Annotated in this window: 26 protein-coding genes and 1 pseudogene; 9 read left to right on the top strand and 18 right to left on the bottom strand. The window is 69.2% G+C overall.

Annotation, left to right across the window (positions count from 1 at the left end):
• The 5 genes and pseudogenes from C5E10_RS02680 to C5E10_RS02660 all read right to left on the bottom strand — a co-directional run.
• Nucleotides 1-240, bottom strand: a pseudogene (locus C5E10_RS02680) (sugar phosphate isomerase/epimerase); the annotation flags it as partial.
• A gap of 3 nt (nucleotides 241-243) precedes the next feature.
• Nucleotides 244-1,476, bottom strand: a complete 1,233-nt coding sequence (locus C5E10_RS02675; protein ID WP_104330312.1) for a Gfo/Idh/MocA family protein — start codon at nucleotides 1,474-1,476, stop codon at nucleotides 244-246.
• Nucleotides 1,477-1,563: 87 nt separating this feature from the next.
• Nucleotides 1,564-2,637 carry a substrate-binding domain-containing protein gene (locus C5E10_RS02670; RefSeq protein WP_104240084.1) on the bottom strand — a complete coding sequence of 358 codons (1,074 nt, stop codon included), beginning with the start codon at nucleotides 2,635-2,637 and terminating at the stop codon, nucleotides 1,564-1,566.
• 109 nt (nucleotides 2,638-2,746) lie between these two features.
• Nucleotides 2,747-3,841, bottom strand: a complete 1,095-nt coding sequence (locus C5E10_RS02665) for an ABC transporter permease (RefSeq protein ID WP_104330311.1) — start codon at nucleotides 3,839-3,841, stop codon at nucleotides 2,747-2,749.
• The gene (locus C5E10_RS02660; RefSeq protein WP_104330310.1) at nucleotides 3,838-5,367 is read right to left on the bottom strand and encodes a sugar ABC transporter ATP-binding protein; all 1,530 of its coding nucleotides are present in this window, start codon (nucleotides 5,365-5,367) and stop codon (nucleotides 3,838-3,840) included. Before C5E10_RS02660 ends, C5E10_RS02665 begins: the two co-directional genes overlap by 4 nt.
• 169 nt (nucleotides 5,368-5,536) lie before the next feature.
• Here C5E10_RS02660 and C5E10_RS02655 point away from each other — a divergent pair, with 169 nt between their 5' ends.
• Nucleotides 5,537-6,724 carry an ROK family protein gene (locus C5E10_RS02655; RefSeq protein ID WP_104330309.1) on the top strand — a complete coding sequence of 396 codons (1,188 nt, stop codon included), beginning with the start codon at nucleotides 5,537-5,539 and terminating at the stop codon, nucleotides 6,722-6,724.
• A gap of 199 nt (nucleotides 6,725-6,923) precedes the next feature.
• Complete coding sequence (locus C5E10_RS02650) at nucleotides 6,924-8,063, top strand: hypothetical protein (protein WP_104330308.1); 1,140 nt, start codon at nucleotides 6,924-6,926, stop codon at nucleotides 8,061-8,063.
• A gap of 5 nt (nucleotides 8,064-8,068) precedes the next feature.
• Here C5E10_RS02650 and C5E10_RS02645 read toward each other — a convergent pair whose 3' ends face one another.
• The 10 genes from C5E10_RS02645 to C5E10_RS02605 all read right to left on the bottom strand — a co-directional run bounded on the left by C5E10_RS02645 (nucleotide 8,069) and on the right by C5E10_RS02605 (nucleotide 15,696).
• Nucleotides 8,069-8,644 carry a pyridoxamine 5'-phosphate oxidase family protein gene (locus tag C5E10_RS02645; protein WP_181062603.1) on the bottom strand — a complete coding sequence of 192 codons (576 nt, stop codon included), beginning with the start codon at nucleotides 8,642-8,644 and terminating at the stop codon, nucleotides 8,069-8,071.
• Nucleotides 8,641-9,435 carry an SDR family NAD(P)-dependent oxidoreductase gene (locus tag C5E10_RS02640; RefSeq protein ID WP_104330306.1) on the bottom strand — a complete coding sequence of 265 codons (795 nt, stop codon included), beginning with the start codon at nucleotides 9,433-9,435 and terminating at the stop codon, nucleotides 8,641-8,643. The genes C5E10_RS02645 and C5E10_RS02640 overlap by 4 nt, the downstream gene beginning before the upstream one ends.
• 53 nt (nucleotides 9,436-9,488) lie before the next feature.
• Entirely contained in the window at nucleotides 9,489-11,081 is a 1,593-nt protein-coding gene (locus C5E10_RS02635; RefSeq protein ID WP_104330305.1) for a CYTH and CHAD domain-containing protein, read from the bottom strand.
• Nucleotides 11,082-11,090: 9 nt separating this feature from the next.
• Nucleotides 11,091-11,507 carry a DoxX family protein gene (locus C5E10_RS02630; protein ID WP_104330326.1) on the bottom strand — a complete coding sequence of 139 codons (417 nt, stop codon included), beginning with the start codon at nucleotides 11,505-11,507 and terminating at the stop codon, nucleotides 11,091-11,093.
• A 57-nt stretch (nucleotides 11,508-11,564) separates the two neighbouring features.
• Nucleotides 11,565-12,326: an alpha/beta fold hydrolase gene (locus C5E10_RS02625; protein WP_104330325.1), complete on the bottom strand. Its 762-nt coding sequence runs from the start codon at nucleotides 12,324-12,326 to the stop codon at nucleotides 11,565-11,567.
• A 114-nt stretch (nucleotides 12,327-12,440) separates the two neighbouring features.
• Nucleotides 12,441-13,727: an adenylosuccinate synthase gene (locus C5E10_RS02620; RefSeq protein ID WP_104305762.1), complete on the bottom strand. Its 1,287-nt coding sequence runs from the start codon at nucleotides 13,725-13,727 to the stop codon at nucleotides 12,441-12,443.
• Nucleotides 13,728-13,856: 129 nt separating this feature from the next.
• Nucleotides 13,857-14,294 (bottom strand): DUF3151 domain-containing protein, encoded by a 438-nt coding sequence (locus C5E10_RS02615; RefSeq protein ID WP_104240074.1) that lies wholly within the window; start codon nucleotides 14,292-14,294, stop codon nucleotides 13,857-13,859.
• An 81-nt stretch (nucleotides 14,295-14,375) separates the two neighbouring features.
• Nucleotides 14,376-14,819, bottom strand: a complete 444-nt coding sequence (locus tag C5E10_RS02610; protein ID WP_104330324.1) for a PaaI family thioesterase — start codon at nucleotides 14,817-14,819, stop codon at nucleotides 14,376-14,378.
• Nucleotides 14,820-14,929: 110 nt separating this feature from the next.
• Nucleotides 14,930-15,115, bottom strand: coding sequence for a hypothetical protein (locus tag C5E10_RS18780; RefSeq protein WP_146080126.1), 186 nt, complete (start codon nucleotides 15,113-15,115; stop codon nucleotides 14,930-14,932).
• A 62-nt stretch (nucleotides 15,116-15,177) separates the two neighbouring features.
• Nucleotides 15,178-15,696: a MarR family winged helix-turn-helix transcriptional regulator gene (locus tag C5E10_RS02605; protein WP_104330304.1), complete on the bottom strand. Its 519-nt coding sequence runs from the start codon at nucleotides 15,694-15,696 to the stop codon at nucleotides 15,178-15,180.
• Between the two features lie 221 nt (nucleotides 15,697-15,917).
• Here C5E10_RS02605 and C5E10_RS02600 point away from each other — a divergent pair, with 221 nt between their 5' ends.
• A complete protein-coding gene (locus C5E10_RS02600) occupies nucleotides 15,918-16,379 on the top strand; it encodes a nuclear transport factor 2 family protein (protein ID WP_181062602.1) in 462 nt (153 codons plus the stop codon).
• The gene (locus tag C5E10_RS02595; protein ID WP_104330302.1) at nucleotides 16,376-16,849 is read left to right on the top strand and encodes a nuclear transport factor 2 family protein; all 474 of its coding nucleotides are present in this window, start codon (nucleotides 16,376-16,378) and stop codon (nucleotides 16,847-16,849) included. Before C5E10_RS02600 ends, C5E10_RS02595 begins: the two co-directional genes overlap by 4 nt.
• On the opposite strand, the gene C5E10_RS02590 is transcribed toward C5E10_RS02595, so the two are convergent.
• Entirely contained in the window at nucleotides 16,842-18,455 is a 1,614-nt protein-coding gene (locus C5E10_RS02590) for an ATP-binding protein (protein WP_104330301.1), read from the bottom strand. The genes C5E10_RS02595 and C5E10_RS02590 overlap by 8 nt on opposite strands.
• A gap of 185 nt (nucleotides 18,456-18,640) precedes the next feature.
• Here C5E10_RS02590 and C5E10_RS02585 point away from each other — a divergent pair, with 185 nt between their 5' ends.
• Entirely contained in the window at nucleotides 18,641-20,011 is a 1,371-nt protein-coding gene (locus C5E10_RS02585) for an NAD-dependent succinate-semialdehyde dehydrogenase (protein ID WP_181062601.1), read from the top strand.
• A gap of 125 nt (nucleotides 20,012-20,136) precedes the next feature.
• On the top strand, nucleotides 20,137-21,288 hold the full coding sequence (locus C5E10_RS02580) for an AAA family ATPase (protein WP_104330323.1): 1,152 nt from the start codon (nucleotides 20,137-20,139) through the stop codon (nucleotides 21,286-21,288).
• A 52-nt stretch (nucleotides 21,289-21,340) separates the two neighbouring features.
• Here the strand turns inward: C5E10_RS02580 and C5E10_RS02575 are convergent, their stop codons facing one another.
• Nucleotides 21,341-22,984: a bifunctional 3'-5' exonuclease/DNA polymerase gene (locus C5E10_RS02575; protein ID WP_104330299.1), complete on the bottom strand. Its 1,644-nt coding sequence runs from the start codon at nucleotides 22,982-22,984 to the stop codon at nucleotides 21,341-21,343.
• Nucleotides 22,985-23,083: 99 nt separating this feature from the next.
• On the opposite strand from C5E10_RS02575, the gene C5E10_RS02570 reads away from it, so the two are divergent.
• The 3 genes from C5E10_RS02570 (at nucleotide 23,084) to C5E10_RS02560 (ending at nucleotide 25,199) form a co-directional block, all read left to right on the top strand.
• Nucleotides 23,084-23,725: an SRPBCC domain-containing protein gene (locus tag C5E10_RS02570; RefSeq protein ID WP_104330298.1), complete on the top strand. Its 642-nt coding sequence runs from the start codon at nucleotides 23,084-23,086 to the stop codon at nucleotides 23,723-23,725.
• A 90-nt stretch (nucleotides 23,726-23,815) separates the two neighbouring features.
• Nucleotides 23,816-24,823, top strand: coding sequence for an LLM class flavin-dependent oxidoreductase (locus C5E10_RS02565; RefSeq protein WP_104298036.1), 1,008 nt, complete (start codon nucleotides 23,816-23,818; stop codon nucleotides 24,821-24,823).
• Nucleotides 24,824-24,869: 46 nt separating this feature from the next.
• On the top strand, nucleotides 24,870-25,199 hold the full coding sequence (locus tag C5E10_RS02560; protein ID WP_104240062.1) for a DHCW motif cupin fold protein: 330 nt from the start codon (nucleotides 24,870-24,872) through the stop codon (nucleotides 25,197-25,199).
• 19 nt (nucleotides 25,200-25,218) lie between these two features.
• Here C5E10_RS02560 and C5E10_RS02555 read toward each other — a convergent pair whose 3' ends face one another.
• Nucleotides 25,219-25,500 (bottom strand): hypothetical protein, encoded by a 282-nt coding sequence (locus tag C5E10_RS02555; RefSeq protein WP_104330297.1) that lies wholly within the window; start codon nucleotides 25,498-25,500, stop codon nucleotides 25,219-25,221.
• Nucleotides 25,501-25,517: the final 17 nt, after the last annotated feature.

Here is a 25,517-nt window from a genome sequence, read left to right as displayed (position 1 = left end):
GTCGCACACGACCTGCCCCTTGAGATGGTTCGAGATCGTCCACACCTTCAGACCATTGCGCTCGAGGATGTCGAGCCGCCCCTGGACGTACTCGGCGTCGTCCCACCGCCACGGATCCAGATGATCGCCCCAACAGGCGATCTCCAAACCGTCATACCCCCACTCCCCCGCAAGGCGCGCGACCTCCTCGAACGGCAGATCGGCCCACTGACCGGTGAACAACGTGACAGGACGAGACATGTACTAGCTCCTCTGGAGTTCTGGTTCGACTGAGGCGTGCGGGGCATCGCTCGGCACGGGGATCGAGACCCACGAGCTGCCGTGTGCCGAGCTCTCCTCGACGGCGGCGAGCACCCGCTGGACGGCGAGGCCGTCGGCGAACGAGGGCGCCGGAGCTCGGTGAGCCGCGATGTCCTCGACCAGCTCGACCGCCTGGTGCGTGAAGGCGTGCTCGTAGCCGAGCCCGTGGCCGGCCGGCCACCACGCCTTGATGAATGGATGGTGCTCTGGCTCGGTGACGATGATGCGCGTGTACCCGGCCGTGGTGGGATCGCCGCTCGCATCGAAGTACTCGAGCACGTTCATGTCCTCGAAGTCGAAGGCGATCGATCCCGTCGTTCCGTTGATCTCGAGCCTGATCGCGTTCTTCCGGCCGTAGGCGAATCGTGTCGCCTCGAAGACGGCGATGGCGCCGCCCTGCAGGCGACCGAAGAAGACTGCGGCATCGTCGACCGTGACGGGGCCGCGCTCTGTGCCGCCGGTTCCGGAGAGCCCCGCGAAATCCTCGGCGACGGGTCGCTCCTTCACGAACGTCTCCACGAGACCGGAGACTCCGCTCAGCTGCTGGCCGGTGATGAAGTGGGTGAGGTCGACGATGTGCGCCCCGATGTCGCCGAGCGCGCCCGAGCCGGCCTTCTCCTTGTCGAGACGCCAGGAGAGCGGCGCGTTCTCGTCGGCGAGCCAGTCCTGCAGGTACTGGGCTCGCACCTGACGGATGTCGCCGATGCGACCCTCCGCGACGAGCTGCTGCGCGAGTCGGATCGCCGGCACTCGCCGATACGTGAAGCCGACCATGGCGCGCACGCCGTGAGCCTCGGCGGCGATCGCCGCCGCGTTCATCCGCTCGGCCTCCTCGACCGTGTTGGCGAGCGGCTTCTCGCAGAGCACATGCTTGCCCGCCTCGAGCGCCGCGATGGCGATCTCGGCGTGTGTGTCGCCCGGTGAGCAGATGTCGATGAGCTGCACGTCGTCGCGAGTCAGCAGCTCACGCCAATCGGAGGTGCTCGATGCCCAGCCGAGCTTGTCAGCGGCCTGCGCCGCCTTCGCGGCGTTCCGGCCGGCCACGACGCGCATCTTGGGCGCGAGCGGCAGGTCGAAGAAGCGGGGAGCGTTCCGCCACGCCTGCGAGTGCGCGGCCCCCATGAAGGCGTAGCCGACCATGCCGATGCCCAGGTCCGGCTGTGCGTCTTGACTCATTGTTCACTCTTTCGTTCAGGAGGCCGACGCGGGGCGGAGTCAGAGAGGAGGAGAGCCCCGCCCCGCGCGGACAGTGTGAGCAGCTGGTTACGACTCGAACGCCGCGTCGATGTAGTCGCCGACGTTCTCGCTCGTCACGACGGGAGCGTAGAGCTGCACAAGGCGGGGGACGCTCTGCGACGTGAGGTCGCCGAGCGAGCGGTCGTGCGCGATGAGGCGGGCCAGCTTGATGCCATCGGCCGCCTGCGTCGACGGGTAGACGACGGTCGCCTTGACGACGCTGTCGCCCTCCTGGATCTCGCGCATCACGTTCGCCGAGCCCGCGCCGCCGACGAGGAAGAACTCGTCACGGTTGGCGTTCTCGATGGCAGAGAGGACACCGACACCCTGGTCGTCGTCGTGGTTCCACATCGCGTCGATCTGCGGAGCGGCCTGCAGGAGGTTCGTGGCCGCCTGCTCACCGCCCTGCACCGTGAAGTCGGCAGCGACACGGTTCGAGACCTCGAGACCGCAGTCGCCGAGCGCATCCGCGAAGCCCTGGCTGCGCTCCTGGGTGAGCGGCAGGGAGTCGATGCCGGCGATCTCGGCGACAACGGCATCAGGCTTGTCCGCGAGCTGCTCGCACATGTACGTGCCGGCGCTGACGCCCATGCCGTAGTTGTCACCGAGCACCGTCGTGCGGGCGGCGAAGGGGCTCGTGAACTCGCGGTCGACGTTGATGACCGGGATGCCCGCCTCCATCGCCTTCGTTGCGACCTCGGTGAGGGCTGCGCCGTCGAAGGGCAGCAGCACGATGGCGTCGACGCCGTCGTTGATGAAGCCCTCGATCTGGCTGATCTGGAGGTTCACGTCATTCGTGCCCTCTGCGACGCGAAGCTCGACGTCCTCGTACTTCGCGGCCTCAGCCTCGGCGGCGGACGTGATTGCGCCCATCCAGCCGTGGTCGGCCGCCGGGGCCGAGAAGCCGATGACCAGCGGCTCGCCGGCCGCGTCGTTGTCGGACGCCGTGGCGTTGCCGCCTGCTGGCGCCTCGCCCTCCGCCGCCGGCGGGGTGTTCGAGAGGCAGCCGGTGAGCAGCAGCAGCGCCGAAGCGGCCGTTGCGCCTGCTGCGAGGATCCGGCGCTTTCGGGAAGCTGTCTTCCTGAAGGAACTCGTGGACATGGGGATCTCCTTTGATGCTGCCATGGTGATGGGGTTTGGGTCTGGTGGGTTCGGTGGGTCTGGTGAGGATCGGCCTGGGGGGTGGGCCGGCTTGCGCCCCGTCCCGCGGCTAGGACGTCTTGGCCCTCGACGAGAAGCGCTGCTGGAGGAGGACGGCGATCACGATGATCGCGCCCTTCGCGATGGCCTGCACGGAGCTGTCGAGGTTCGCCTGGATGAAGATGTTCGTGAGGGTGGCGAAGATGAGGACACCGAGGACGGTGCCGACGATCGTGCCGCGACCGCCGACGAGCAGGGTGCCGCCGACGACGACCGCCGCGATCGCATCCAGCTCGTAGAGCATGCCGTTGGTGGACGAGCCCGCTGTCGTGCGGGCGAGCATCATGATGGACGCGATGCCGGCGGTCAGACCGACCAGCGCGTAGAGGTACATCGTGTGGCGCTTCACCTTGATGCCGGCGAGGCGCGCGGCCTCCGGGTTGCCGCCGACGGCGACCGTGCGGCGCCCGAAGGTGGTGCGGTTCAGGAGGAACCAGCCGCCGATCGCGACGAGCACGAAGATCCACACGATGACCGGGATACCGAGGAGGTCGCCGCGGAACGTCTCGAGGAACGAGTCGACGTTGACGATCTGCGTGCGACGACCTGCGATGAGCTCCGCGAAGCCACGGGCGGCGACCATCATGGCGAGCGTCGCGATGAACGCCACGACCTTGCCGTAGGCGATGAGGACGCCGTTGACGACACCGGCGCCGAGCCCGACGAGCAGCGAGGTGAGCACGATGACCCACCATCCCCACGCTTCCGCGTAGGCCTGCGTGGAGAGCGTCGTCGCCCAGACCGAGGCGAGCCCGAGCACGGAGCCGACGGACAGGTCGATGCCGCCCGCCGTGATGACGAACGTCATGCCGATCGAGAGGACGCCGATGATGGACGCCTGGCTCAGCACCACCATGAGGTTGTCGACGCTCGCGAAGCGCTCTCCTGCCGACACCGTGCCTGCGATGCAGAGCACGACGAGCGCCAGGATGAGGCCGAAGTTGCGGGCAGAGCTGCCACGGAAGAAGCCGCCGCGCTTGGCGTTGTCGCTGGCGACCTCGTGCTCCACGCGGGAGCTCTCGTCGGCGGCGGGGGCGGTGATCGTGCCGTCCTGGGATGGCGAGCCGCCGTTCGGGGCGGAGGACTGGGGAGTCTGAGTGCTCATGCTGCGCTGCTTTCCATAACCATGTCGAGTACGGCGTGCTCATCGAGAGCGGATGCTGGGCCTTGGTGGACGACTCGTCCTTCGGAGACGACGAGCACCCGGTCGGCGAGGCCGAGGACCTCTGGGATCTCGCTGGAGACGACGACGACCGCAGCGCCTTCGTCGGCGAGCTTGCGGATGAGGGCGTAGATCTCGGCCCGCGCGCCGACATCGACACCTCGGGTCGGCTCGTCGAGCAGCAGCACTCGGCAGCCGTGCACGAGCCAGCGGGCGAGCATCGCCTTCTGCTGGTTTCCACCCGAGAGCGTGCGGATGTCGCGGTCGACGCCAGCCGGCCGCAGGTCGAGGTACTCCGCCTGCTCCTTCGCGGCGCGGCGCTCATCGCCTTCCTTCAGCCACGAGAACGAGGCGAAGCGCTGGAACGTGGACAGCGTGATGTTCCGGTAGACGGGCTCGTCGAGCAGGAGCCCCTGGCTCTTGCGCTCTTCCGGGGCGAGGCCGATGCCCGCGTTCACGGCGGCCGTGACCGAACCGCGCGCGAGCGTCTTGCCCTCGACCGTGACCGTGCCGCCCGTCGCCTTGCGCGCGCCGTAGATGGTCTCCATGATCTCGCTTCGGCCGGCGCCGACGAGCCCCGCGAATCCGACGATCTCACCCGCTGAGACGGTGAAGGAGACGTCCGAGAACGTGTCCGCGAGCGCGAGGTCCTGCACGTCGAGCAGCACGGGGGCATCCGATGGGAGCTCAGGGGATTCGGGGAACAGGTACTCGACCTTGCGGCCGGTCATGAGCGTGATGAGCTCCGAGGTCGGAGTCTCGCTGACCGGCAGGTTCTGGGCGACCGTGCGGCCGTCCTTGAGCACCGTGATGCGATCGCCGATCGTGCGGATCTCCTCGAGCCGATGCGAGATGTAGATGATCGCGACGCCCGCCTTCGTGAGCTCCTCGACTACGCGGAAGAGGTTCGCGACCTCCTCTGAGTCGAGCACCGCGGAGGGCTCGTCCATGACGATGATGCGGGCCTCGTGCGATAGCGCCCGTGCCATCGACACGATCTGCTTGCCAGCGGCGGAGAGCTCGCCGACCTCGGTCGTCGGTGAGATCTCGGAGTGCCCGAGCCGCGCCAGGATCTCCTTCGTCCGCTGCTTCGCCTCGGCACGCCTGGAGACTCCCGCGGTGTCGAGTTCGTGCCCGAGGTACACGTTCTCCGCGACGGTCAGGCCGTCGACGACGTCGAGCTCCTGGTACATCGTGGCGATGCCGAGCCCGAGGGCAGCGACCGGGTTGGGGATGGTGATGGGCTCGCCGCCCAGGAGCAGCTGGCCCTCGGTGGGCTGGTGTGCGCCTGCAAGCACCTTGATGAGCGTCGACTTGCCTGCGCCGTTCTGGCCGAGCAGGCAGTGGACTTCGCCGGGGAGGACGTCGAGGTCGACGCCGTCGAGCGCCCGAGCACCTGGGAACTGCTTGACGATGCCGCGCATCTGCAGGAGGGGGGAGGGACCCGATGTGGGGTCTTCGTTGACCATGTGTCGAAAGCTACCGCCACTTTTGTCGACGGTCAAGCAAAAGTGTCTTGCCTGTTGCACAATTGAGATACGCAACCACACAGAAGCGTCGCAGTCACCGAAGACGGGCAGAGCGGTAACGTGGCGAAGTCGGATCCCGCCGACCACCGATTCGAGAGAGAAGACGCGCATGGTCATCGAGCAGCTGCCGAAGCCGGCGTCGCGCCAGCCTGGCCCCGGAGAGCTCTTCCAGATGCTCCGCGACGGCGCCCCCCGAACGCGCGCTGAACTCGCATCCGTCACCGGCCAGGCCCGCTCCACGGTCGCGACCCGCATCGACATGCTCATGACGGCTGGCCTCATCGTGACCGTCGGCGAAGCGCACTCGACGGGCGGCAGGCCCCCCGCCGTCTTCGCCTTCTCCCCCGAGAGCAGGGTTGTCCTCGCCGTCGACCTCGGCGCGACCCACGCGAGAATGGCCCTCACCGACCTCGCCTCGAACATCATCGCCGACTCGGAGGACAAGCTGCCCATCGACCTCGGGCCGGACGCGGTGCTGGCCTGGGTGTGCAAGAAGGGCGACGAGATGCTCGCCGCGTCGAACCGCGGGCGCCGCGAGCTCGTGAGCGTCGGCGTCGGCCTCCCCGGCCCCGTCGAGTTCAGCTCCGGCCGCCCCATCAACCCGCCCATCATGCCCGGCTGGGACGACGCCGACGTCGCCGGCAGGCTCGGCGCCCACTTCGACGCTCCTGTGCTGGTCGACAACGACGTCAACATCATGGCCCTCGGCGAGCACCGGAGCGAGTGGCCCGAGGTCTCCGACCTGCTCTTCGTCAAGGTCGCGACCGGCATCGGCTCCGGCATCATCGCGGACGGCTCGCTGCGACGCGGCGCCAGAGGCGCCGCAGGCGACATCGGGCACATCGCCGTGCCCGGCGCCGAGAGCATCCCCTGCAGGTGCGGCAACCTCGGCTGCCTCGAAGCCGTCGCCGGGAGCGACGCAATAGCCAGAAGACTCCGCGAGGAGGGCATCGAGGTGTCGGGCAGCGGGCAGATCGTGGCGCTCGTGCGCTCGGGAGACCTGAGCGCAGCCCGGGCCCTCCGTCAGGCCGGCCGCGACGTCGGCACCGTGCTCGCCGCCTGCGTCAGCATGCTCAACCCGTCGATGATCGTCATCGGCGGGAGCATCGCGGAGGCGGGCGAGCAGCTCATGGCCGGCATCCGCGAAGTCGTCTACTCGCGCTCCCTGCCGCTCGCGACCCAGCACCTCCGGGTCGTGGCGTCGCGGGCGCGAGGCGACGCCGCGATCCTCGGCGCCAGCGCCCTCGCCATCGACCACGTGCTCTCGGCCGACGCCATCGACGCCGCCCTCGCCTAGCTGCTCGCGCTGCGTTGCCCAAGAGTCCATCGAGCGACACAGATCGTCGACTCTCGGACAGCCGGACGCGGTGCAGCAGGCAGCAACGCACCGCGGACTACGCTGGACCGGTGCCAGAATCGCCGCAGGAGAGTCCCCTCCTGCAGCAGACAGCACCGCATCTCCCCCGGGCGGGGAGCCAGGACATCACGGGGAGCGGATGAACGACCGGCAGCCACGGGCAGCGCACGCGATCGCCTGCGATCCGAGCACACCGCTGCAGGTGCTCGTCGATCTCGCCGCCCAGCGCTGGGACCTCCATGGGCTCATCGCCGCGAACCCAGCCGCTTCCCCTGAGCTCATCCGCTGGATCCGAGGCGTCAACCCGACGCTGTCGACCGGACGAGCGCCCGGTCGCCAACCAGCCGCGTCAGCAGCAGGTCCAGCACTCGCACCGGCGACAGCACCGCACGTGCCTCGCCGAAGCCGCGGAGTCGGCGGCTGGCTCGCCGGGTGCGGATGCCTGGCCGTCGTGGCCATCGTGGCCGTCATCGTCTTCGCCGGTTTCGGCGCGCTGCTCTTTTCCGGGGGTGATGAGACAGGCGGCCCCTCCGGCGTGGCGACACCCGATGCCGCCCCCACGGCAGATTCCGAGATCGACACCCAGCGTGCGCTCTATGCGGACGAACGCGCCAAGATCGACGAGCTCTCCCTCGAGTTCGAAGAGTCGCCCGTCGCCTGGCTCGTCGCTGACTTCGAATGGTTGTTCCGGCAGGACGAGAAGATGGCTGATCCGAACCTGCTCGAGTACACCGCGCAGACGCTCGCAGCGCAGGCGAAGACCTTCCGCGAGGGCCTCGAGGTCAGCGTCGCGGAGGCTCAAGCCCGGCGCGTGAACGCCAGCGGCCTGGTCACGGAGAGCATCGTGGACACGGCAGGCAAAGGGTTCGTCGACGTTCAGTGGGATGCGGCAACCGCGTGCACGGCCGACGATCGGGAGGACTGGCGCACGACAGGGTGCATCACGAAGGAAGACTCGCTCACCGTGCATCTGCTCCCGGAGAGCGAGCTCGGCGAGTGGTCGAGCAAGTTCACCGTCGTGCACGAGCTGGCCCACGTCTACCAGCGTGCCGACAACGCCAGCGTCTTCGAGTATCGCGGCGAGTACAACGAGCTGCTCGCGCAGGGCCTCTTCCAGGGCAGTGCCGAAGTCATGGCCGACTGCTACGCGTTGACCTACTACGGTGAGTGGTCGCTCACGAACGGCGACACGACGACCGGCTACGGGTACGTGTGCGACGAGAACGAGCGCTCAGCGATACGAACCTGGGCGTCGAACCTGAACGCGCCCATGCAGTAGCGCGCCTAGGGAACCAGCCGCTCGCTTGCCCAGGAGTCGACTCCTCGTGTGTGGCGGCAGCGGATGTGCTCAGCGCCGGAGAGGTCGACTGCGTCGATCGCGTCGACCGTGACCCGGACCCACGCGAAGCGCTCGAACGCAGCCCCATCGCCCGTCCCCAGCCCGTCGGAGACCCCATCGGCCAGCCGAGTCCCGGGCACCTCAGGCGTGTCGTAGAGCCGCTTCGACCCCGCCGCGAGCCCTTCCCAGATCTCGCGTCGGACGACAGTGTCGGTGACGATCTCCGCGCGGCCGTCCAGGCGCAGCTGCACGTCGCGATCCGGATCGTAGAACGTGAGGGCCGCTCGCGCGTCCAGGCTCAGCTCCCCGATCTTCGCCGTCCGACTGTCCGTCGCGAACGCCACGACGCCGCGCCGCTCATCCACGGCTCTCAGGATCACGGCACGGACGCGGGGCTCGCCGCTCGACGCCACGGTGCCGAGGTAGCCGAGCGTGAACGGCGTGCGCTCCGTCGTGGCTGCGACGAGCGACGTCCACACCTCACCGACGTCGCCGACGTCGAGGCTGTGCTCAACGCTCACGGCAGGATCGAATCGACGTAGCCGCCGTCGACGCGCAGGGCGCCTCCGGTCGTCGCCGAGGCCAGCGGCGATGCCAGGTAGGTGACCAGGTGCGCGATCTCCTCCGGCTCGATGAGACGCTCGATGAGCGACTGCGGCCGGTGCCGTCGCATGAACTCCCGCTGCGCGTCATCCCAGGCGAGGTCGTCGCCCACGAGCTCGGCCACGAACGCCTCGACCCCGCCGGTATGCGTCGGCCCCGCGATGACGGCGTTGACGGTGACCCCTGTGCCCTTGACCGCCTTCGCGTAGCCGCGCGAGACCGCGAGCAGCGCCGTCTTGGTCATTCCGTAGTGGATCATCTCCTCGGGAATCACGACGGCTGAGTCGCTCGCGATGGAGATGACCCGCCCCCAGCCCCGCGACGTCATGCCCGGGAGGTACTCGCGCATGAGACGGGCGGCCGACAGCACGTTCACCTCGAAGTAGCGCAGCCACTCCTCGTCGCTGATCTCGAAAGCGGGCGTGCTGCCGTAGATGCCGAGGTTGTTGGCGAGGATGTCGAGGTCAGGGAACGCTGAGCGGACGACGGCCGCGCCCTCCGCCGTCGCGAGGTCAGCGGGCACCCCCTCGATCGTCGTTCCTGGCAGGCGCCCGCGCAGCTCGGCGACGGCCGACTCCACGCTGGCGGCTCCGCGCCCGTTCACGATGACGTGCGCGCCCGCGGCGGCGAGATCCGCGGCGATGGCAAGGCCGATGCCCTGCGTGGAACCCGTGACGAGGGCCGTTCGGCCCGAGAGATCGATGTGCATGCGCCGATCCTGGCACCACCGCCTGACCGGGCCGTGCAGATCTCGCCGGCCGGTCAGGCCAGGTCGTCGAGGGCGTCGCGGGCTACTCGCAGCGCGTCGTTCTGGCGGGCGCGAATGCGGGCCCGGAGCTCCCCGAGCACGGCGGCAGCATCGCGGTCCGCTGCACCCGTCTCTCCGCGCTCTTCCTCCTGCGCAGACAGCCCGAGCTGCTCGCCCAGCACGCCGAGCTCCTCGTCGAGCATCGACGAGTCCTGCAGCTCGCCGAAGGCCTGCGCGAGGCGCTTCCACTCCTTGCGCTGCTTCTTCGCCGTCGCGTCCGGCAGCTCGTCGATGGCCTCGTAGCCGTAGCGGACCGACTTCGCGGCCTTGCGCACGTCGTGCCAGCGTTCGAGCTTCTTCGGCTTCTTGCGGGCGCGTTCCGTCCGCTTCTCGACCGTGGCGATCGCTGTGCGGGTCAGGCTCCGCATGGTGCCGAGGGCGCGCCCGGCGGCGAGCCCGGCGAACGGGGGCGCGGTGACGAACGAGACGAGGCTGTCGTGCAGCGCGTCCCAGCGCTCCCCATCGAGTTCCGTCCGGAAGGACGCGAGGGCGGCTGCGTGCCGGTCGGCGATGAGCGCCTCGATGCGTGCTCTGGCGATGTCGACGGCCTCCTCGCCCGCCTCGAGGTGTCCCACCGAGTCGAGTTCGGCGAGCACGAGCTCGCGGAGGACCTCCGCGTCGCGGGGAGCCCCGAGCACGCCCCCAGCCCACCTGAGCTCCCCAGCGAGGGACGCGACCGCATCGGCCTCGAACAGGGTGCCGAAGACCTTGAGGAGGCTCCGCAGCCTGCGCAGCGCGACCCTCGCCTGGTGCACCGCGTCCGGCGCATCCACGCGGGCCGCGGCCTCCTGCTCCTGGAACTCCCCGAACCGGGATGCGATCGCGAAGATGACCGCGTCGCCAGCCGACCCCTGCCCCGTCGGCGCCTGCGCGGGCTGGACGCCCTCGAGACTGCGAACGAGCTTGGAGCGGTGGATGGACGGGGTGAGGCCGGCGTCGAAGAGCACCGCCTCGATCTCGTCGAAGACCCGGGTCGATGCGCCGTCCGCCAGCTCGACCTCGAACTCCCGCCATTCGAGCGTGCGCTCCTCGCCGATGCGAACGACCCTGGCGTGCACGACGTCGTCGCAGATGAGCGCGGCGAGCGCGTCGTCGTCATCCCGCGCCCCGCCGGCCGACCACGCGCCGCCACCACGCACCTCAGTGGTCGTGCGCGTCGTCGTGAGCTCCACGAGCGGAAGCACGGGGCGGTCGCCGATGATCTCCGCGAACTCGGCGCGCAGCTCCGGTGGGATCCGCCGCGGGGCACCCACGGGAGCGTGGACCTCGATGCGCTCGTCGCCGCTGCGCGGACGCTTCAGATGCCACCCCTCGTCGTCGCCACCCGTGCGGCGACGCAGCACGCAGCGGGCGTCGAGGATCGCCAGCTCGGGAGTGTCGACATACTCGGCGACGAGGGTCTCCGTGACCGGCTCCCCTGCCCGGAGCCCCGCGCCGAGCTTCGAGAACTCGGGCTCCCCCGCCCCCTCGGGAATGTCGTACTTCCGCTCGATCTCCCGCTGCTCGGAGGTCGTCCGAACCTGATCGTCCTTCGACTCGATGCTCATTCGGAAAGGCTAGCTCCCGGAGCCCAGCGCGGCCCTCATGAGCGGGAGCTGCAGCGGCAGGCGAGCAACGGAGACGACAAACGCGACGACCGACGAGGCGGTGCGCTTCCGCCACGCCCGGCGGCCCAGGTCGACGCTCATCTGGGCGTTGGCGGGCCAGACCGCGAGCAGCACGGCCGCGCTCGCGAGCCCCGAGATCGACCGTGTCGACGGGCGCACGAGCCCCGCCGCGCACGCCAGCTCGGCGACGCCGGACGCGACCACCAGCTCGCGGCTGCGCCCCCGCAGCGGTTTGGGGATGATCGGCTCGAAGACGGCGGGCTTCACGAGGTGGATGACCCCGGAGACGGCGAAGGGGACGACGACGATCCACGGGATGGCCCCGCCGTGTCCGCGAGAGTGGCGTTCGAATGTTCTGGACGACATGGAAGCATCTTGCCCGGCGCTCCCGAACGCCACCCAGTCGCCACCCACCGGGATCCGCTAGCCCTGCTGGCCTTCCTCGGCGAGGAAGGCCAGCGCTGCGGCACGGAAGTCACGCGAGCCCGGAGCGTTGAAATGGTGGCGGTCCGGGATCTCGAAGAAGCGGGCCTTGGGCGTCGCCGCGGAGAGCGCCTTGGACCCCTCGATGATGCCGTCGCGGGATCCGGTCGCGAAGAGCACCGGCTGCTGCGGCACACGACCGAGGTCGGGGTCGGCCTTGCCGGATGCGCGCATCCCTTCCGCGATCGCGAGCAGTGCCCGCAGGTCGTTGCCTCCGACGCGCTCCGTGAGGGCGAGGTAGTTCTGCGTCACCGGGTCCTGCACCGGGGTGCCGTGGTCGATGAGCTCGCGCACCTGATCGATGTCGAGGCGCCCGAGCGGCACGCCGTCCGGGACTCCCCCGAGCACGACCCGCGGGATGCGGTCCGCGAAGTCCTGTGCGACCTCCCAGCCGACGCGCGCGCCGAGCGAGTAGCCGACGTACAGCGCGGTGTCGACGAGGTAGGCGTCGAGCACGGCCTCGACGTCGGAGGCCAGCGTGCGGATGTCGTAGTCGCGACCCTCGTAGGGCTTGTCGCTCTGCCCGTGCCCGCGCTGGTCGAGGCCGAGCACGCGGTAGCCGGCGCGCAGCAGGTCGCGCACCCAGCCCGTCGCCACCCAGTTGTCCTTCGTGCTCGACGCGAAGCCGTGCACGACGATCACCGTCGTCGCGTCCACATCTCCCCACGTGTACGTGGCGATGCGGTGACCATCGCCGACCATCACGAACTGGGGGTCTGGGAGGACGGTCAGGGCTGCGGGGGCGCTATTCACGTCGTCGATTGTCTCAGGCGTTGAGCGCTTGCCCGCACACCTGCCCGGCGGCGAGGCCCGCGGTCAGTCGATGAGGTCGTGGATCTGGATGATCTCGTCACGCTTCGGACCGACGCCGATCGCGGAGATGCGGGCACCGGAGAGGCGCTCGAGCGCCTGCACGTAGAGCTGCGCGTTCTCGGGCAGCTCCTCGAAGGTGCGGCATCCGGAGAGGTCCTCGGTCCAGCCGTCGAAGTACTCGTAGATGGGCTTCGCGTGGTGGATGTCCGACTGCGAGACGGGCATCTCGTCGAAGCGGACGCCGTCGACGTCGTAGGCGACGCAGACGGGGATGCGCTCGATGCCGCTGAGCACGTCGAGCTTCGTCATGACGAAGTCGGTGACCCCGTTGATGCGGGCCGTGTAGCGGGCGACGGGAACGTCGTACCAGCCGGTGCGGCGCGGGCGTCCGGTGGTGGTGCCGAACTCGCCGCCGCGAGTGCGGAGCAGCTCACCCCACTCGTCGAACAGCTCGGTCGGGAAGGGGCCGGCTCCGACGCGCGTGATGTAGGCCTTGACGATGCCGATGATGCGGTTGATCTGGGTCGGGCCGACACCGGCGCCCGTGGATGCGCCTCCCGCGGTCGAGGACGAGGAGGTCACGTACGGGTAGGTGCCGTGGTCGACGTCGAGCATGGTCGCCTGGCCGCCCTCGAAGACGACGTTGCGGCCCGCGTTGAGGGCGTCGTAGAGCTCGAGCGAGGTGTCGCCGACCATGGGACGGAGGCGCTCGGCGTGGAGGAGGAGCGCGTCGACGATCTCGTTGACCGTGATCGCGCGGCGGTTGTAGACCTTCACAAGGAGGTGGTTCTTGCCGAAGAGCGCTGCTTCGACCTTCTGGCGCAGGATGTTCTCGTCGAAGAGGTCCTGCACGCGGATGCCGATGCGGTTGATCTTGTCGGCGTAGGCGGGGCCGATGCCGCGCCCCGTGGTGCCGATCTGGCGCTTGCCGAGGAACCGCTCGGTGACCTTGTCGAGCGTGGTGTGGTACCCGGTGATGAGGTGAGCGTTCGCGGAGACGCGCAGCTTCGAGGTGTCGACGCCGCGCGCCTCGAGGTGGTCGATCTCGTGGAAGAGCACATCGAGGTCGATGACGACACCGTTGCCGATGACGGGGGTCACGCCTGGGGTGAGGATCCCGGAGGGCAGCAGGTGCAGCGCGTACTTCTCGTTGCCGATCACGACCGTGTGGCCGGCGTTGTTGCCGCCGTTGAACTTCACGACGTAGTCGATACGGTCGCCGAGGAGGTCGGTTGCCTTGCCCTTGCCTTCGTCGCCCCACTGGCCGCCGATGATTGCTACGCCTGGCATGTGTCGCCCCTGTTCTGTCGGATCGGCGCAGCTCGCGCCTGTCGTGTGCGTGGCGTGAGCCGCGCGGTCGGCGGACCGACTCGGCGGCCCTGCCTTGTTTCCTGCTTGTCTGCTGGTGCGGGTGCGCCGCTAGCTCGCCGCGTGCATCCGCTCGATCTCGGTGATCGCCTGCGGGTCGGCGTCGTGGAGCAGGCTGGCGAGGCGCTCGGGCTCGCCCTCCTCGCCGATCTCTGCTGCGCTTCGTCGGAGCGCGTAGAACGCGCGCAGGACTCCCTTGTTGGGGTCGTGCGACCACGGCACGGGGCCCTGGCCTCGCCACCCGGCCTTGCGAAGGGCGTCGAGCCCCCGGTGGTAGCCGACGCGTGCGTAGGCGTACGCGCCGATCGTGTTGCCGTCGGCGTGCGCGGCGTCTGCGAGGGTCGCCCACGCCAGCGATGAGGCCGGGTGCTTCTCGACGATGGCCGCAAGCGCCGCCTGGTCGTGGGGCAGGTTGGACAGGTCGTCGACGACCTCTGGCTCAGCCGCAAGGCGCGTCTCGGGGATGCCGAGGAGATTCGTTCCGGTCACGGGAGCCGATTCTATCCTGTGCTCGTTTCGGGGCGCGATCGAGATGCGAAGCTGTGGAGAAGCGCGACCCAGGAGACCGGGTCAGCGCGCTGGGAAGATCGCGCACGTGCTGGTCGCCGTGGCGAGGAGCACGTCGGCGGAGTCCCTGAGCTCGGCTTCGACGAACGCCGCCCTCGCCCCTGACTTCACGACGCGACCGCGCACCCGGACGGGGCCCGTCTCCACGGTCATCGGGCGCAGGAAGCTGACCTTGATCTCGAGGGACGTGTAGGCCTGCCCCGGCCGGAGCGTCGTGTGCACTGCCGTGCCGCACGCCGAGTCGAGGAGCGTGGCCGCGAACCCGCCGTGCACGGTCCCGATGGGGTTGTAGTGCGACCGGTCGGGCACACCCTCGAAGATCACCTCGCCCTCGGCGAAGCTCACGACGGTCATGCCGAAGTGCTGCGCGATCGGAGCGATCTCCGCGCCGTTCGCGAGGTGAGCCCTCAGCTGCTCGAGGCCGGTCATCGAAGTGGGGTCGCTCATGTCGCTCCTCTGCGCCACGGCATCCGGAGATGGATGCGCACCGAAGAGCCTCGCACCCATCGGCTGACACTTCGAGGGCATTGTGGCGACCATGCAGGTGGCCGCTCGCGCTACCAGGGAAGGAAGGCGAAGAACGAGACCGCGATTCCGATCGAGATGGTGGCACCCACGAAGCAGAGGGCAAGAAGCTCCCCCGGCATGATGGTGCGCTGGTAGACGTCCCAGTAGCGATCTTCTGCCCGTCGTCGAGCGGCCGCTACTGCATTGCGGTTGAGCCTGCGTCGTTGTTTGAGCACATATGTAGCTTATTTAACTAAATAAAGTGAAAGTCGGGGGTTGACTCTCGAGGAGGCACCCACTAGTGCTGCGAAGTGCCCTGCGGCTCGGCTGCCTCAACCGACCCGACCATGCCAGAGAGGAACTTCGCCACCCCGTCGAGCTCCTCGGTCGTCAGCGAGTCGACGACCGCGATCATGCGCTGGTGCATGAGGCCGAGCGTCTCCCGCACCTCACGGTCGGACTCCGCAGTCGACGCGATGATCGAGGCCCGCCGATCGGTGGGGTGCGGCCGCCGCTCGACGTGGCCGCTCTTCACGAGGCGATCGACGAGGCCGGTCACGGACGCGGAGGAGATCTTGAGCCGCTCCCCCAGGTCCTTCTGCACGACGACCTTGCCCTGACGCTGCTGCTGGAGCAGAAAGCGAAGCGCGAGCAGGTCGTTCTCGTTCATGCGCATCGACGAGCGCGTCCGCGCTCGCATCTTCGCCTCCGCTTCGCGGTAGTCACGCAGAAGGTTGAGCACGTCGACCGAGGTCGCATGCTCTCCGCCGGTCGGGTACCAGTACCCGGACGAGCGCTCAGCGGGCTTGTGCGCCATGGTCCTCCTCGTGGTGGCGCCGTCGACGCCATGAAACTAGTTCAACAAACTAGCAAAAATGGATGCGCCCCGGTGCGGAAACAACAGACATCGCCACCGCTCGCAATTTTTTTCTGAGATTTCCGCTCGTGACGCCCGCGGAAGTCCCGCGACCGCGGAGAGCACGCGGATGTCGGTGGGTGGTGAGACTGTTCCTGAACGGAAACGAAATGGGGCTGAACGTGACCACACTCACCGCCGACGACCGCTGGGGCATCCAGCAGACCCTCGCGCTCTACGGGCACTTCGTCGACAACGGCGAATGGGCCCTGCTCGACTCGGTCTTCACTCCGGATGCGCGCATCGAGAGCCCTGCTGGCGAGTTCACTGGCGCATCAGGAGCGCGAGCCTTCGAGGAGCAGCTCGCGGCCTCGCTCGGCGGGCACCTGCCCTCCCACCACACCATCAACACGGTCATCCGGGCTGGCGAGACCGCCGGGTCGGCCGTCGCCTGGAGTCGCTACGTGCTCGTGACCTACGACGCGTCCGCCGCAGGCGGCGACTACCTCGACACCCTCGAGCAACGCGACGGCACGTGGGTCATCGCGAGCCGCCGCATCACGGAGCGAAACCGCGAGCGCCCGAGCGGGCAGTACTCGGCCGAGGGCGCAGAGTCCTTCGCGAGCTTCGAGTCGGCGCGATGACAGCGCAGAGCCCGAGCGCCGTGGCAGCGCAAGTGCCTGCCGCCGACGCCGCCGAGGTCCTCGACGTGCTCGCCCGCTACGGGCAGCTCATCGACAACCGCGACTGGGATCACCTGCGGAAGGTGTTCACGGAGGACTTCTCCTTCGGCGCGGGCCCGAACGCGGTGCGCGGTGACGAGGCGCTCGCCCGCGTCATCAACACCGTGCAGCCGTACCACCCGCACTACACCACCGACACCATCCTCCATCGGGTCGACGCCGACACCATCAAGTCCTGGTCGAAGTTCCTCCTCGTCCGAACGGACGGCACGACGGCGAGCGGCGACTACATCGACACCTTCGTCCGCACAGCAGACGGCTGGCGCATCAGGCTGCGCGACTTCAGCCGCGGCTCACGCCCGCCGAGCGACCCGGGCGGCGCTTCGACCCGCACCTTCTCGTCGGAGCGCTGGCTGGCAGTCGTCAACTGAGCACCTCCCCGTCGCCGCTCGAGGGTTCCTCCTCGGTCGCCGAGGCACCTGCACCAGGCGGGTAGACCGCGTCCGAGGCCGGCACGTACGCAGTCCAGCCGGAGACATGCGCCCCGCCAAGCGGGACGTAGGACCCGGAGTACCGGACCGGACCGGTGCCCGATGACAGCGGAGGCTGCCCGTCATAGGCCGTGACGTCCTGCCGGAGGCCCTCGCCGTCCTCAGGCTCCGACTCCGTGCCTTCGCCGAGGAGGCGCCTCGTGAGCGCGGACTGCGCGGACATCAGCTCGTCGAGCTCGGACAGCAGGATCTCATCGTCCGGCTCGACGCCATGCCGTGCCGCCGCGAGCACCGCACGGCGGATGAGCTCCTTGGCGAACGAACCGGTGGTCTGCTCGGCACGACCCGACGCCTCCATGAGCGCTTCGTCGCTGAACGGCAGGCCCGCGGCGTACTTCTCGAGCAGACGGTAGCGCTCCGGCCCGCCTGGCAGCGCGATCTCCACGGCCAGGTCGACTCGGCCGGGACGTGAGACGAGGGCGCGCTCGAGCACCTGCACCCGGTTGGTGGTCATGATGAAGGCGACGTCGGCATCGCCGTCGAGACCATCAAGCGCGTCGAGCACCTCGAAGAGCAGCGGCTGCGGGGACGCGTGGCGTTCCATGGCAACGAGGTCTATGTCCTCGAGCACCACGATCGACGGCTGCAGGGTGCGGGCCAGCTCGGCGGCCGCGCTGATGTGCTGGATGCTCGACCCGGTCAGCAGCACGGCCGTCACCCCCTCCGTCCGACTCAGGAGATGCCTGACCGTGAGCGTCTTCCCGGTCCCAGGTGGGCCGTAGAGCAGCACGCCCCGCTTCAGATGCTGGCCTGCGGCGAGCAGGACCTCACGCTGCCGCCCGATCTCGATCACGTGCGCCACCACTGATTCGAGGACGCCGTACGGCAGGATCACGTCGGTCTCGGCGACGTTCGGGCGCTCCAGGAAGGACGCGCCAGCGTCCATCCTGTAGTCGCTGTTCTCGAACGCGAGCACCTTGCCGCGCAGCACGCTGCGCTCGATCATGAGGGCACGAACCTCGCCGAGGAGATCTGAGACGAGCGAGGGGTCTGCGGCGGTGAGCACCTCGAGCTGCCCCTGAGGTCGGCCCATGTCGGGGCGGGATGCGCGCTGCATGACGACAACTCGGGCGCCACGGTAGGTGAAGAGTCGTGCACCGAAGCTCACGACCTGTCGTGTTGCCTTGGGCCCCGTCGCCTTCTCGGTGAACTCGGCGGGCCCCGACCTGAACGGCATGTGCGGGCTCGAGATGAGCTCCGCGAGGCCGGCGTGCGCGTGAGCGGAGCCACCGGCGACACCGACGAGCCTCGCTTCGTCGCGGCCTGCGATCTCCTCGAGCGCGATATCCGCGTCGACGATCCGGTAGCTCGCGAACTCCTCGACGACAACCGGGAGCGCCTCGGCGTCGGCGCCGAGGAAATCGCTCAGCTCGCCACCGAAGGGCGTGCGCACGATTTGGACCTCGGCCGGCGTCTCGTTGACGCGTTCGAGGAACCGCTTGAACGCACGGAAGAACTGGACATCGTCGTATGACTGCTCGCTCATGCCATCCCCTGCCTGCGGGCGAATCCCGCCGCTCCAGAGCCTAGAGCCGCATCGCCGGAGAGGCACCTTGTAAATAAACGATATTCAGTTAAATCGGCCCGAACCCTGGGTTTCCAAGGCCCCATCTCCTAGGCTTCACCCAATCGCGCGATGCTGCGCGCACGCATCCAATGTCTGGAGTGAGTTTGAGCACCTACGTAGTCGTGAACCCAGCCACCGGCGAGCAGGGACAGGAATTCCCGCTCGTCACATCCGAGGGCATCGAGACCGCCCTGCAGAGCCTCGACGGTGCCTACCGGACCTGGTCGAAGCCGAGCACCGTCGCAGAGCGCGCCGCCCTCATGAGTCGCGCGGCCGAGCTGCACCGCGAGCGCCGCGAGGCCCTCGCCGAGATCATCACGAGGGAGATGGGCAAGCCCATCGAGCAGTCCTACGGCGAGGTCGACTTCAGCGCCGACATCCTGCAGTACTACGCCGACAACGCGGAGAACTTCCTGAAGGACGCTCCGATCGAGCTGCTCGGAGGCGAAGGCACCGCCCTCATCCGCCGCTCGGCGATCGGGCCCCTCCTCGGCATCATGCCCTGGAACTTCCCGTTCTACCAGGTCGCTCGCTTCGCCGGCCCGAACCTCGTGCTCGGCAACCCGATCCTGCTGAAGCACGCCGGCCAGTGCCCCGAGTCGGCGACAGCGCTCCAGCAGATCTTCGCCGACGCCGGGTTCCCCGAGGGCGCCTACGTCAACATCTTCGCCACCAACGAGCAGATCGCCGACATCATCGCCGACGACCGCATCCACGGCGTCTCGCTGACCGGCTCGGAGCGCGCGGGCGCAGCGGTCGCCGAGATCGCCGGCCGCCACCTCAAGAAGGTCGTCCTCGAGCTCGGCGGGTCCGACCCGTTCATCCTGCTCAGCACCGACAGCGTCGACGAGGCCGTCGAAGCCGCGGTCGCCGCGCGCCTCGACAACTCCGGGCAGGCCTGCAACGGCGCGAAGCGCATGATCGTCATCGACTCGCTCTACGACGAGTTCGCGGAGAAGTTCACGGCCGCGATGACCTCGGTCGCTCCCGTCGACCCGACGAAGGACGACTCGGAGCTCGGCCCGCTCTCCTCTGCCCCGGCCACGAAGAACCTCGCCGAGCAGGTCGAGCGGGCTGTCGCCCAGGGCGCGCAGCTCCTCGCAGGCGGTGGCCACGACGGCAACTTCTTCGAGTCGACCGTGCTCGCCGGCGTCACCCCCGACAACGACGCCTACACGGAAGAGTTCTTCGGCCCCGTCGCCGCCCTCTACAAGGTCGGCAGCGAAGAGGAGGCCATCGAGCTCGCGAACGCGACGCCCTTCGGTCTGGGCTCGTACCTCTTCACGACCGACCAGGCGCAGGCGCAGCGCGTCGCCGACGCCATCGAAGCCGGCATGGTCTACATCAATGGCGTCGGGCTCGACAGCCCCGAGCTGCCCTTCGGCGGAGTGAAGCGCTCCGGCTTCGGCCGCGAGCTCGGCTCGCTCGGCATCGAGGAGTTCGTGAACAAGAAGCTCATCCGCCAGGTCAAGTAGACGGCCAGCGCGCAGCGGACAAGCGCGGCACTGCCTCTCCGGAGGCGGTGCCGCGCTTGCTGCATGTGCAGGGCGCGACTGCACGCTCCAGCGGCGATGTCGGAGGCACCCCCTAGCGTGTGAGCATGCTTGAACTCCTCGCCATCGAGAACTACCGGTCCATCAAGAGCGTCACGCTCGGGCTCGAGCGCTTGAACGTCATCACGGGGGCGAACGGCAGCGGCAAGTCCAACCTCTACCGAGCGCTGCGGCTGCTGCACGACATCATCCGCGAGGGGGCCCTCTCGTCGCTCGCGATGGAGGGCGGTCTCCGGGCGGTCATCCACGCCGGCAAGCGATCCCGCGGCGAGCCCGTCACCCTCAAGCTCGGCCTGCGCACCTCCGGGGTGTCCTTCGCGACCGACCTCGGTATGCCCTCGCCGGAGCAGGTCCAGAACTTCGCGATCGACCTCGGCATCCCGATCATCTCCGATTTCCCCTTCGACCCGGTGGTCAAGAGCGAGCTCGTCTGGGCGAGCGAGCTGCTGCGCCCCTCGACGACACTCGTCGAACGCCGCGCCAACTCGGTGCGCGTGAGAGACGCCGACTTCAAGCTCGTGCAGGCCGAGTGGAGCGTGCGCGAGGCCGAGTCGATGCTCGCAACACTCGCCGACCCCTCAACAGCACCCGAGCTATACGCGCTGCGCGAGTCGGCCCGCGGTTGGCGCTTTCTCGACTACCTCCGCACCGACGGGGCGGCTCCCGCTCGGCTGCCGAGCCCTGCCACGTTCACCCCGGTGCTCCCCGACGACGGCTCGCGTCTTCCAGCCGCGCTCGCGACGGTGCAGCGAATCGGCCAGGCGGGGGCCTTCAACGATGCCATCGGTGCTGCTTTCCCGGGGTCACGAGTGAGCGTCGAGGAAGACGAGTCTGGCATGGCGAAGATCGTCATGTCGCAGCCGGGCCTTGCGAGACCATTGGATGCCCGGGAGCTGTCCGACGGCACGCTGCGGATGATCCTCCTCGCGACGGCGCTCCTCTCGCCGCGCATGCCAGAGCTGCTGGTCCTGAACGAGCCGGAGGCGAGCCTCCACCCCAGCCTCCTGCCCACGCTTGCGGGCCTCATCCGGCGAGCCTCGGAGCAGACGCAGGTGATCGTCGTCACCCACTCGCAGCCCCTCGTCGACGGCTTGCGCGACGACGCGAACGTCGTCGAGCTCGAGAAGGAGGCGGGGGCGACGAGCATCCGCGGCAAGCTGCAGTTCGACGGGCCGCTCTGGGTCTGGCCGAAGCGCTGAGCGCACGCGAGCAGCCGGCGTTGCCCGAGTCGCTGAGTCGCCGAAGCCGCACCTACTTCGCTTCGCCGTAGCTGTCCACGACGTGGGCGACGACGGGGAACGTGACCTGGCTGCCGGCGAAAAGGAAGCGCCCTGCCTCTGCGGCGGCCGCGATGACCTCCGCGGCGGCGCGCTCCGCGTGCTCGGCTGGCGCGTGCACGACCACCTCGTCGTGCAGGAAGTAGGCGAGGTGCGCCGTGCGCTCGAGCGGCGCACCCGCGACCGAGCCGGTGCCCCGCGCGTCGCCCGAACCCGAGCCGAGGGCGGCGAGACGCTGCCGGATACCCGCCATCCACGTGAGCGCCCATTCGGCTGCCGTGCCCTGCACGATGAAGTTCCGCGTGAAGCGGCCGAAGTCGCGAGGCGAGAACTCAGCGGGCGGCCACGGAGACGTGCGACCGAGCCAGGTCTGCACCTGCTGCCCCCGCTCACCGGAACGCGCCGCAGAGGCGACAAACCCCATGGCGTGCGGGAACGCCCGCTCGAGACCCGGCAGGAGGACGGCGCTCTGGCCCGTCGTCGCGCCGTACATGGCCCCGAGCATCGCGACCTTGGCGCTATCTCGGTCCGGCACGACGCCGCGGTCGACGAATGCCGCGTACATGTCGCGCTGCGCGCCCGCCCGCGCCATGGCCTCGTCCCCCGACATAGCCGCGAGGATCCTCGGTTCGAGCTGGGCCGCGTCCGCGACGACGAGCTTCCAGCCGGGGTCGGCGACCACGGCGCTGCGGATCTCCTTCGGGAGCTGCATCGCCCCGCCGCCGCTCGTCGCCCAGCGCCCGGTCACCACGCCGCCCGGCACGTAGTCGGGGCGGAACCGGCCACCGTGGATCCACTCCTCGCGCCACGCCCAGCCGTTGGCCGTGAAGAGCCGATGCAGACGCTTGTAGTGCAGAAGCGCGTCGACGACCGGATGCGACCTGCCGACGAGTTCCCACTTGCTGGTGCTGGCCACATCGAGCCCCGCCCGTCGCAGCGCAGCGAGGAGGTCTTTTGGCGAGTCGACGTTGAGCGTCGCCTCGCCGAGCGCAGCTCGAACGGCTGAGGCCGCCGCCTCGAGCTTCGCCGGTCGGCCGCCCGTGCCCCTCGCCCCGAGCGCCTCGACGAGCACGTCCTCGTGGCGTTCGACACTGAACGGCATGCCGGCCGCCCGGAGCTCGGCCGCGACAAGCGCCCCGGCGCTCTCGACGCCGACGAGGAACGCGAGGGCGCCCTTCCGATCGGCCTCCTGATCCGAGGCCTCCAGCCCGGCGAGCTGCGCGTCGAAGAGCCGCCGCGTCGCCTCGGGCGTTCCCGGGTTCTCGGCGTCGAGGTCGAAGAGTCCCTCGCCGGGGTGCGAGCCCCCACGGGCATCCGCGACGTCGAATCGAGCGTCGAGGTAGCCGGCCGTGATGAGGATGCGCCCGGCAAGGCGCAGATCGTGGCAGCGCCCCACCCGCACACCGTGGGCGAGGAGTCGCGGCACGATGTCCTGACTGTTCCACACCCACCGGATGGGATCGGATGGCGGCGCAGACCGCTCACGTTCGGACACGAGCTGCGCGAGGGCGATCGCGTCGGGAACGGTGACGGGTGCCGACACCTCGTCGCGATCGGCGGGACCTCGCCGATCTTCGAGCGCGAAGCCGCGCGCGAGCGACGTGACGAGGATGTGCATCCGTTCATTGTGGGGCAGGGCACCGACATTCCAGGACGCCGATACCCGGGTCGCCCCGGGTCTGCGCGATTCCACAACATCCGCGGGCACGCTGGTCGCATGGAAACGAAACCGGTGTCCCCCGCCGGAGCGTCGACCGACAGCCTCGAGAACGTCACGCGGAGCGTTGCGCGGGATGGCACGAGCCACATGGTGACGCTCGAGCGCGACTTCGCGAATCCACCAGAGACCATCTGGGGCCTGTGCACGACTCTGGAGGGCCTGGCCCGCTGGTTCGAGCCCGCCGAAGGCGAGCTCCGGCAGGGCGGCAGGTACCGGCTGACCGACAGCGGCACCTCCGGAACCATCGAGCGCTGCGAGGCGAACACCCTGATGCATCTGACGTGGGAGTACGACGGCGACGTCAGCCGCGTCAGCCTCGCCCTCGAGCCAGCGGGGCAAGGGACGCGCCTCACGCTCCGCCACGTCGTGGCGGACAACGAGCACTGGGCCCAGTACGGGCCAGCTGCCACCGGCATCGGCTGGGACGGAGCTCTCCTCGCCCTGGCCATCGCCCTCGCCGACGAGGACGCGAACGTCCACGCGACCATGTCGGCCTTCAACGACTCCGACGGCGGCAGGCGATTCGTCGCCTCCGCGGCCGACCGCTGGTGCATCGCGCATCTGAGTGCGGGCGCCGACCCCGACGACGCCCACGAGTCGGCCACGCGCACCGCGGCTTTCTACACGGGCGACGAGTAGACGAGGAGCGGTGCGGGAGGTCAGGCACGGTCGACGAGACACCTCCGACCCGCCGGGAACACCTGACGCCTCTCGGCGGTTGCATCCAAGGTGACTGTTCCTCTCTCAATCCTCGACCTCGCTCCCATCGCCCCTGGCCAGACCGTCAGGGAGAGCTTCCAGGCGAGCGTCGAGCTCGCCCAGGCCGCCGAGCGCTCAGGCTACCGTCGCGTCTGGTACGCCGAGCACCACAACATGCCGACGATCGCGTCGAGCGCGACGAGCGTGCTCATCGGGCACATCGCCTCGCAGACCTCCACGATCCGGCTGGGCGCGGGTGGCGTCATGCTCCCGAACCACTCCCCGCTGGTCATCGCGGAGCAGTTCGGCACCCTCGCGACGCTCTACCCGGACCGCATCGACCTGGGCCTCGGGCGCGCGCCAGGGAGCGACCAGGCGACGTTCCGAGCGCTGCGGCGCTCCCCGGCATCCGCCAATGAATTCCCGCAGGATGTGCTGGAGCTGCAGGCGTTCCTGCGCGGCCAGTCGACCATCCCCGGCGTGCAGGCGGTGCCGGGCGGTGGCACCGAGGTGCCCCTCTACATCCTCGGCTCGAGCCTCTTCGGCGCGCAGCTCGCCGCGCAGCTCGGCCTGCCGTACGCGTTCGCGTCGCACTTCGCCCCGGACCAGCTGTTCCAGGCCGTCGCCCTGTACCGCGAGCAGTTCCAGCCCTCCGAGCAGCTCGCGGCGCCCCACCTCATCGTGGGCGTCAACGTCGTCGCGGCCCTCGACTCGGCGGATGCGCAGGAGCAGTTCACCCGCTCCCGGCGCTCCAGGCTTCGCAGCATCCTGCTCCGCGGGCCGAACTCGGACTTCAGCGATGAGCAGATGGACCAGATCATCGCGAGCCCGCAGGGGCAGCAGATCGCGAACATGATGCGGTACACGGCGGTGGGAACCGGCCAGGAGGTGCGCGACTACCTCACCGAGTTCGCTGAGGCGACAGGCGCCGACGAGCTCATCATCGGGCACGGCTCGCTGGAGAGCGCCGATCGCGTCCGTTCTCTGGAGATCACGGCGGAGGCGATGCGCACCCGGGAGCTCAGCGGTTCCGTGTGAGCCGCGGCGATTTCCCCGGCATTCGCCGGGGAACTATCGTCGGGGGATGGACCTCATCGGGCACGCCTTCACGACCACCGACTGGGCGGCAGTAGCGCCGACGCAGCACTCCGGCGAGACCGGCGGCGCCACCTGGAGAACGCAGCAGATCGGTGACACGCGCATCCGTCAGGTCGAGTACTCGCCGGGCTATCTCGCCGACCACTGGTGCTCCCGCGGGCACGTGCTCCTCGTGCTCGAGGGGAGCCTCGAGACCGAGCTCGACGACGGCCGCCGCGTCACGCTGGAGGCCGGCCAGAGCTACCAGGTCGGCACCGGCATGGAAGCGCACCGCTCCAGCACCGCGACCGGCGCCAAGCTCTTCGTCATCGACTGATCCCCAGCCCGCAGTGCGCCTAGGGTGCGCGCCGAGCTCCACCAGTGCCGCCGGTCCCGTCATCGTCGGGGTCCGTCGGCAGCGTCCCGTCGGCGGTCGAGGCTGCGGCTGAGGCGTCCGAGAGCTTCCCGAACGCGAACACGTTGGCCAGCTTGCCGACCGCGCCGAGCAGGTCACCCTTCTCGCCAGCCGTCTCGGCACCGGATTTCTCTTCGCCGGCGCTCAGCTCGTCCGGGTCTCCAACGGGGTCCCCAGCGGCCGAGCTTCCGAGGCGCGCGTCGCTGTGTCGGTTGTCTTCCATGGTGGCTCCCGCCTGTT

The organism is Pseudoclavibacter sp. RFBG4 (genome assembly GCF_002931515.1).
In the GTDB taxonomy this organism is placed as follows: Bacteria; Actinomycetota; Actinomycetes; order Actinomycetales; family Microbacteriaceae; genus Pseudoclavibacter.
The sequence above is the reverse complement of the archived record's forward strand: the minus strand, read 5'-3'. Positions and strand labels throughout refer to the sequence as shown.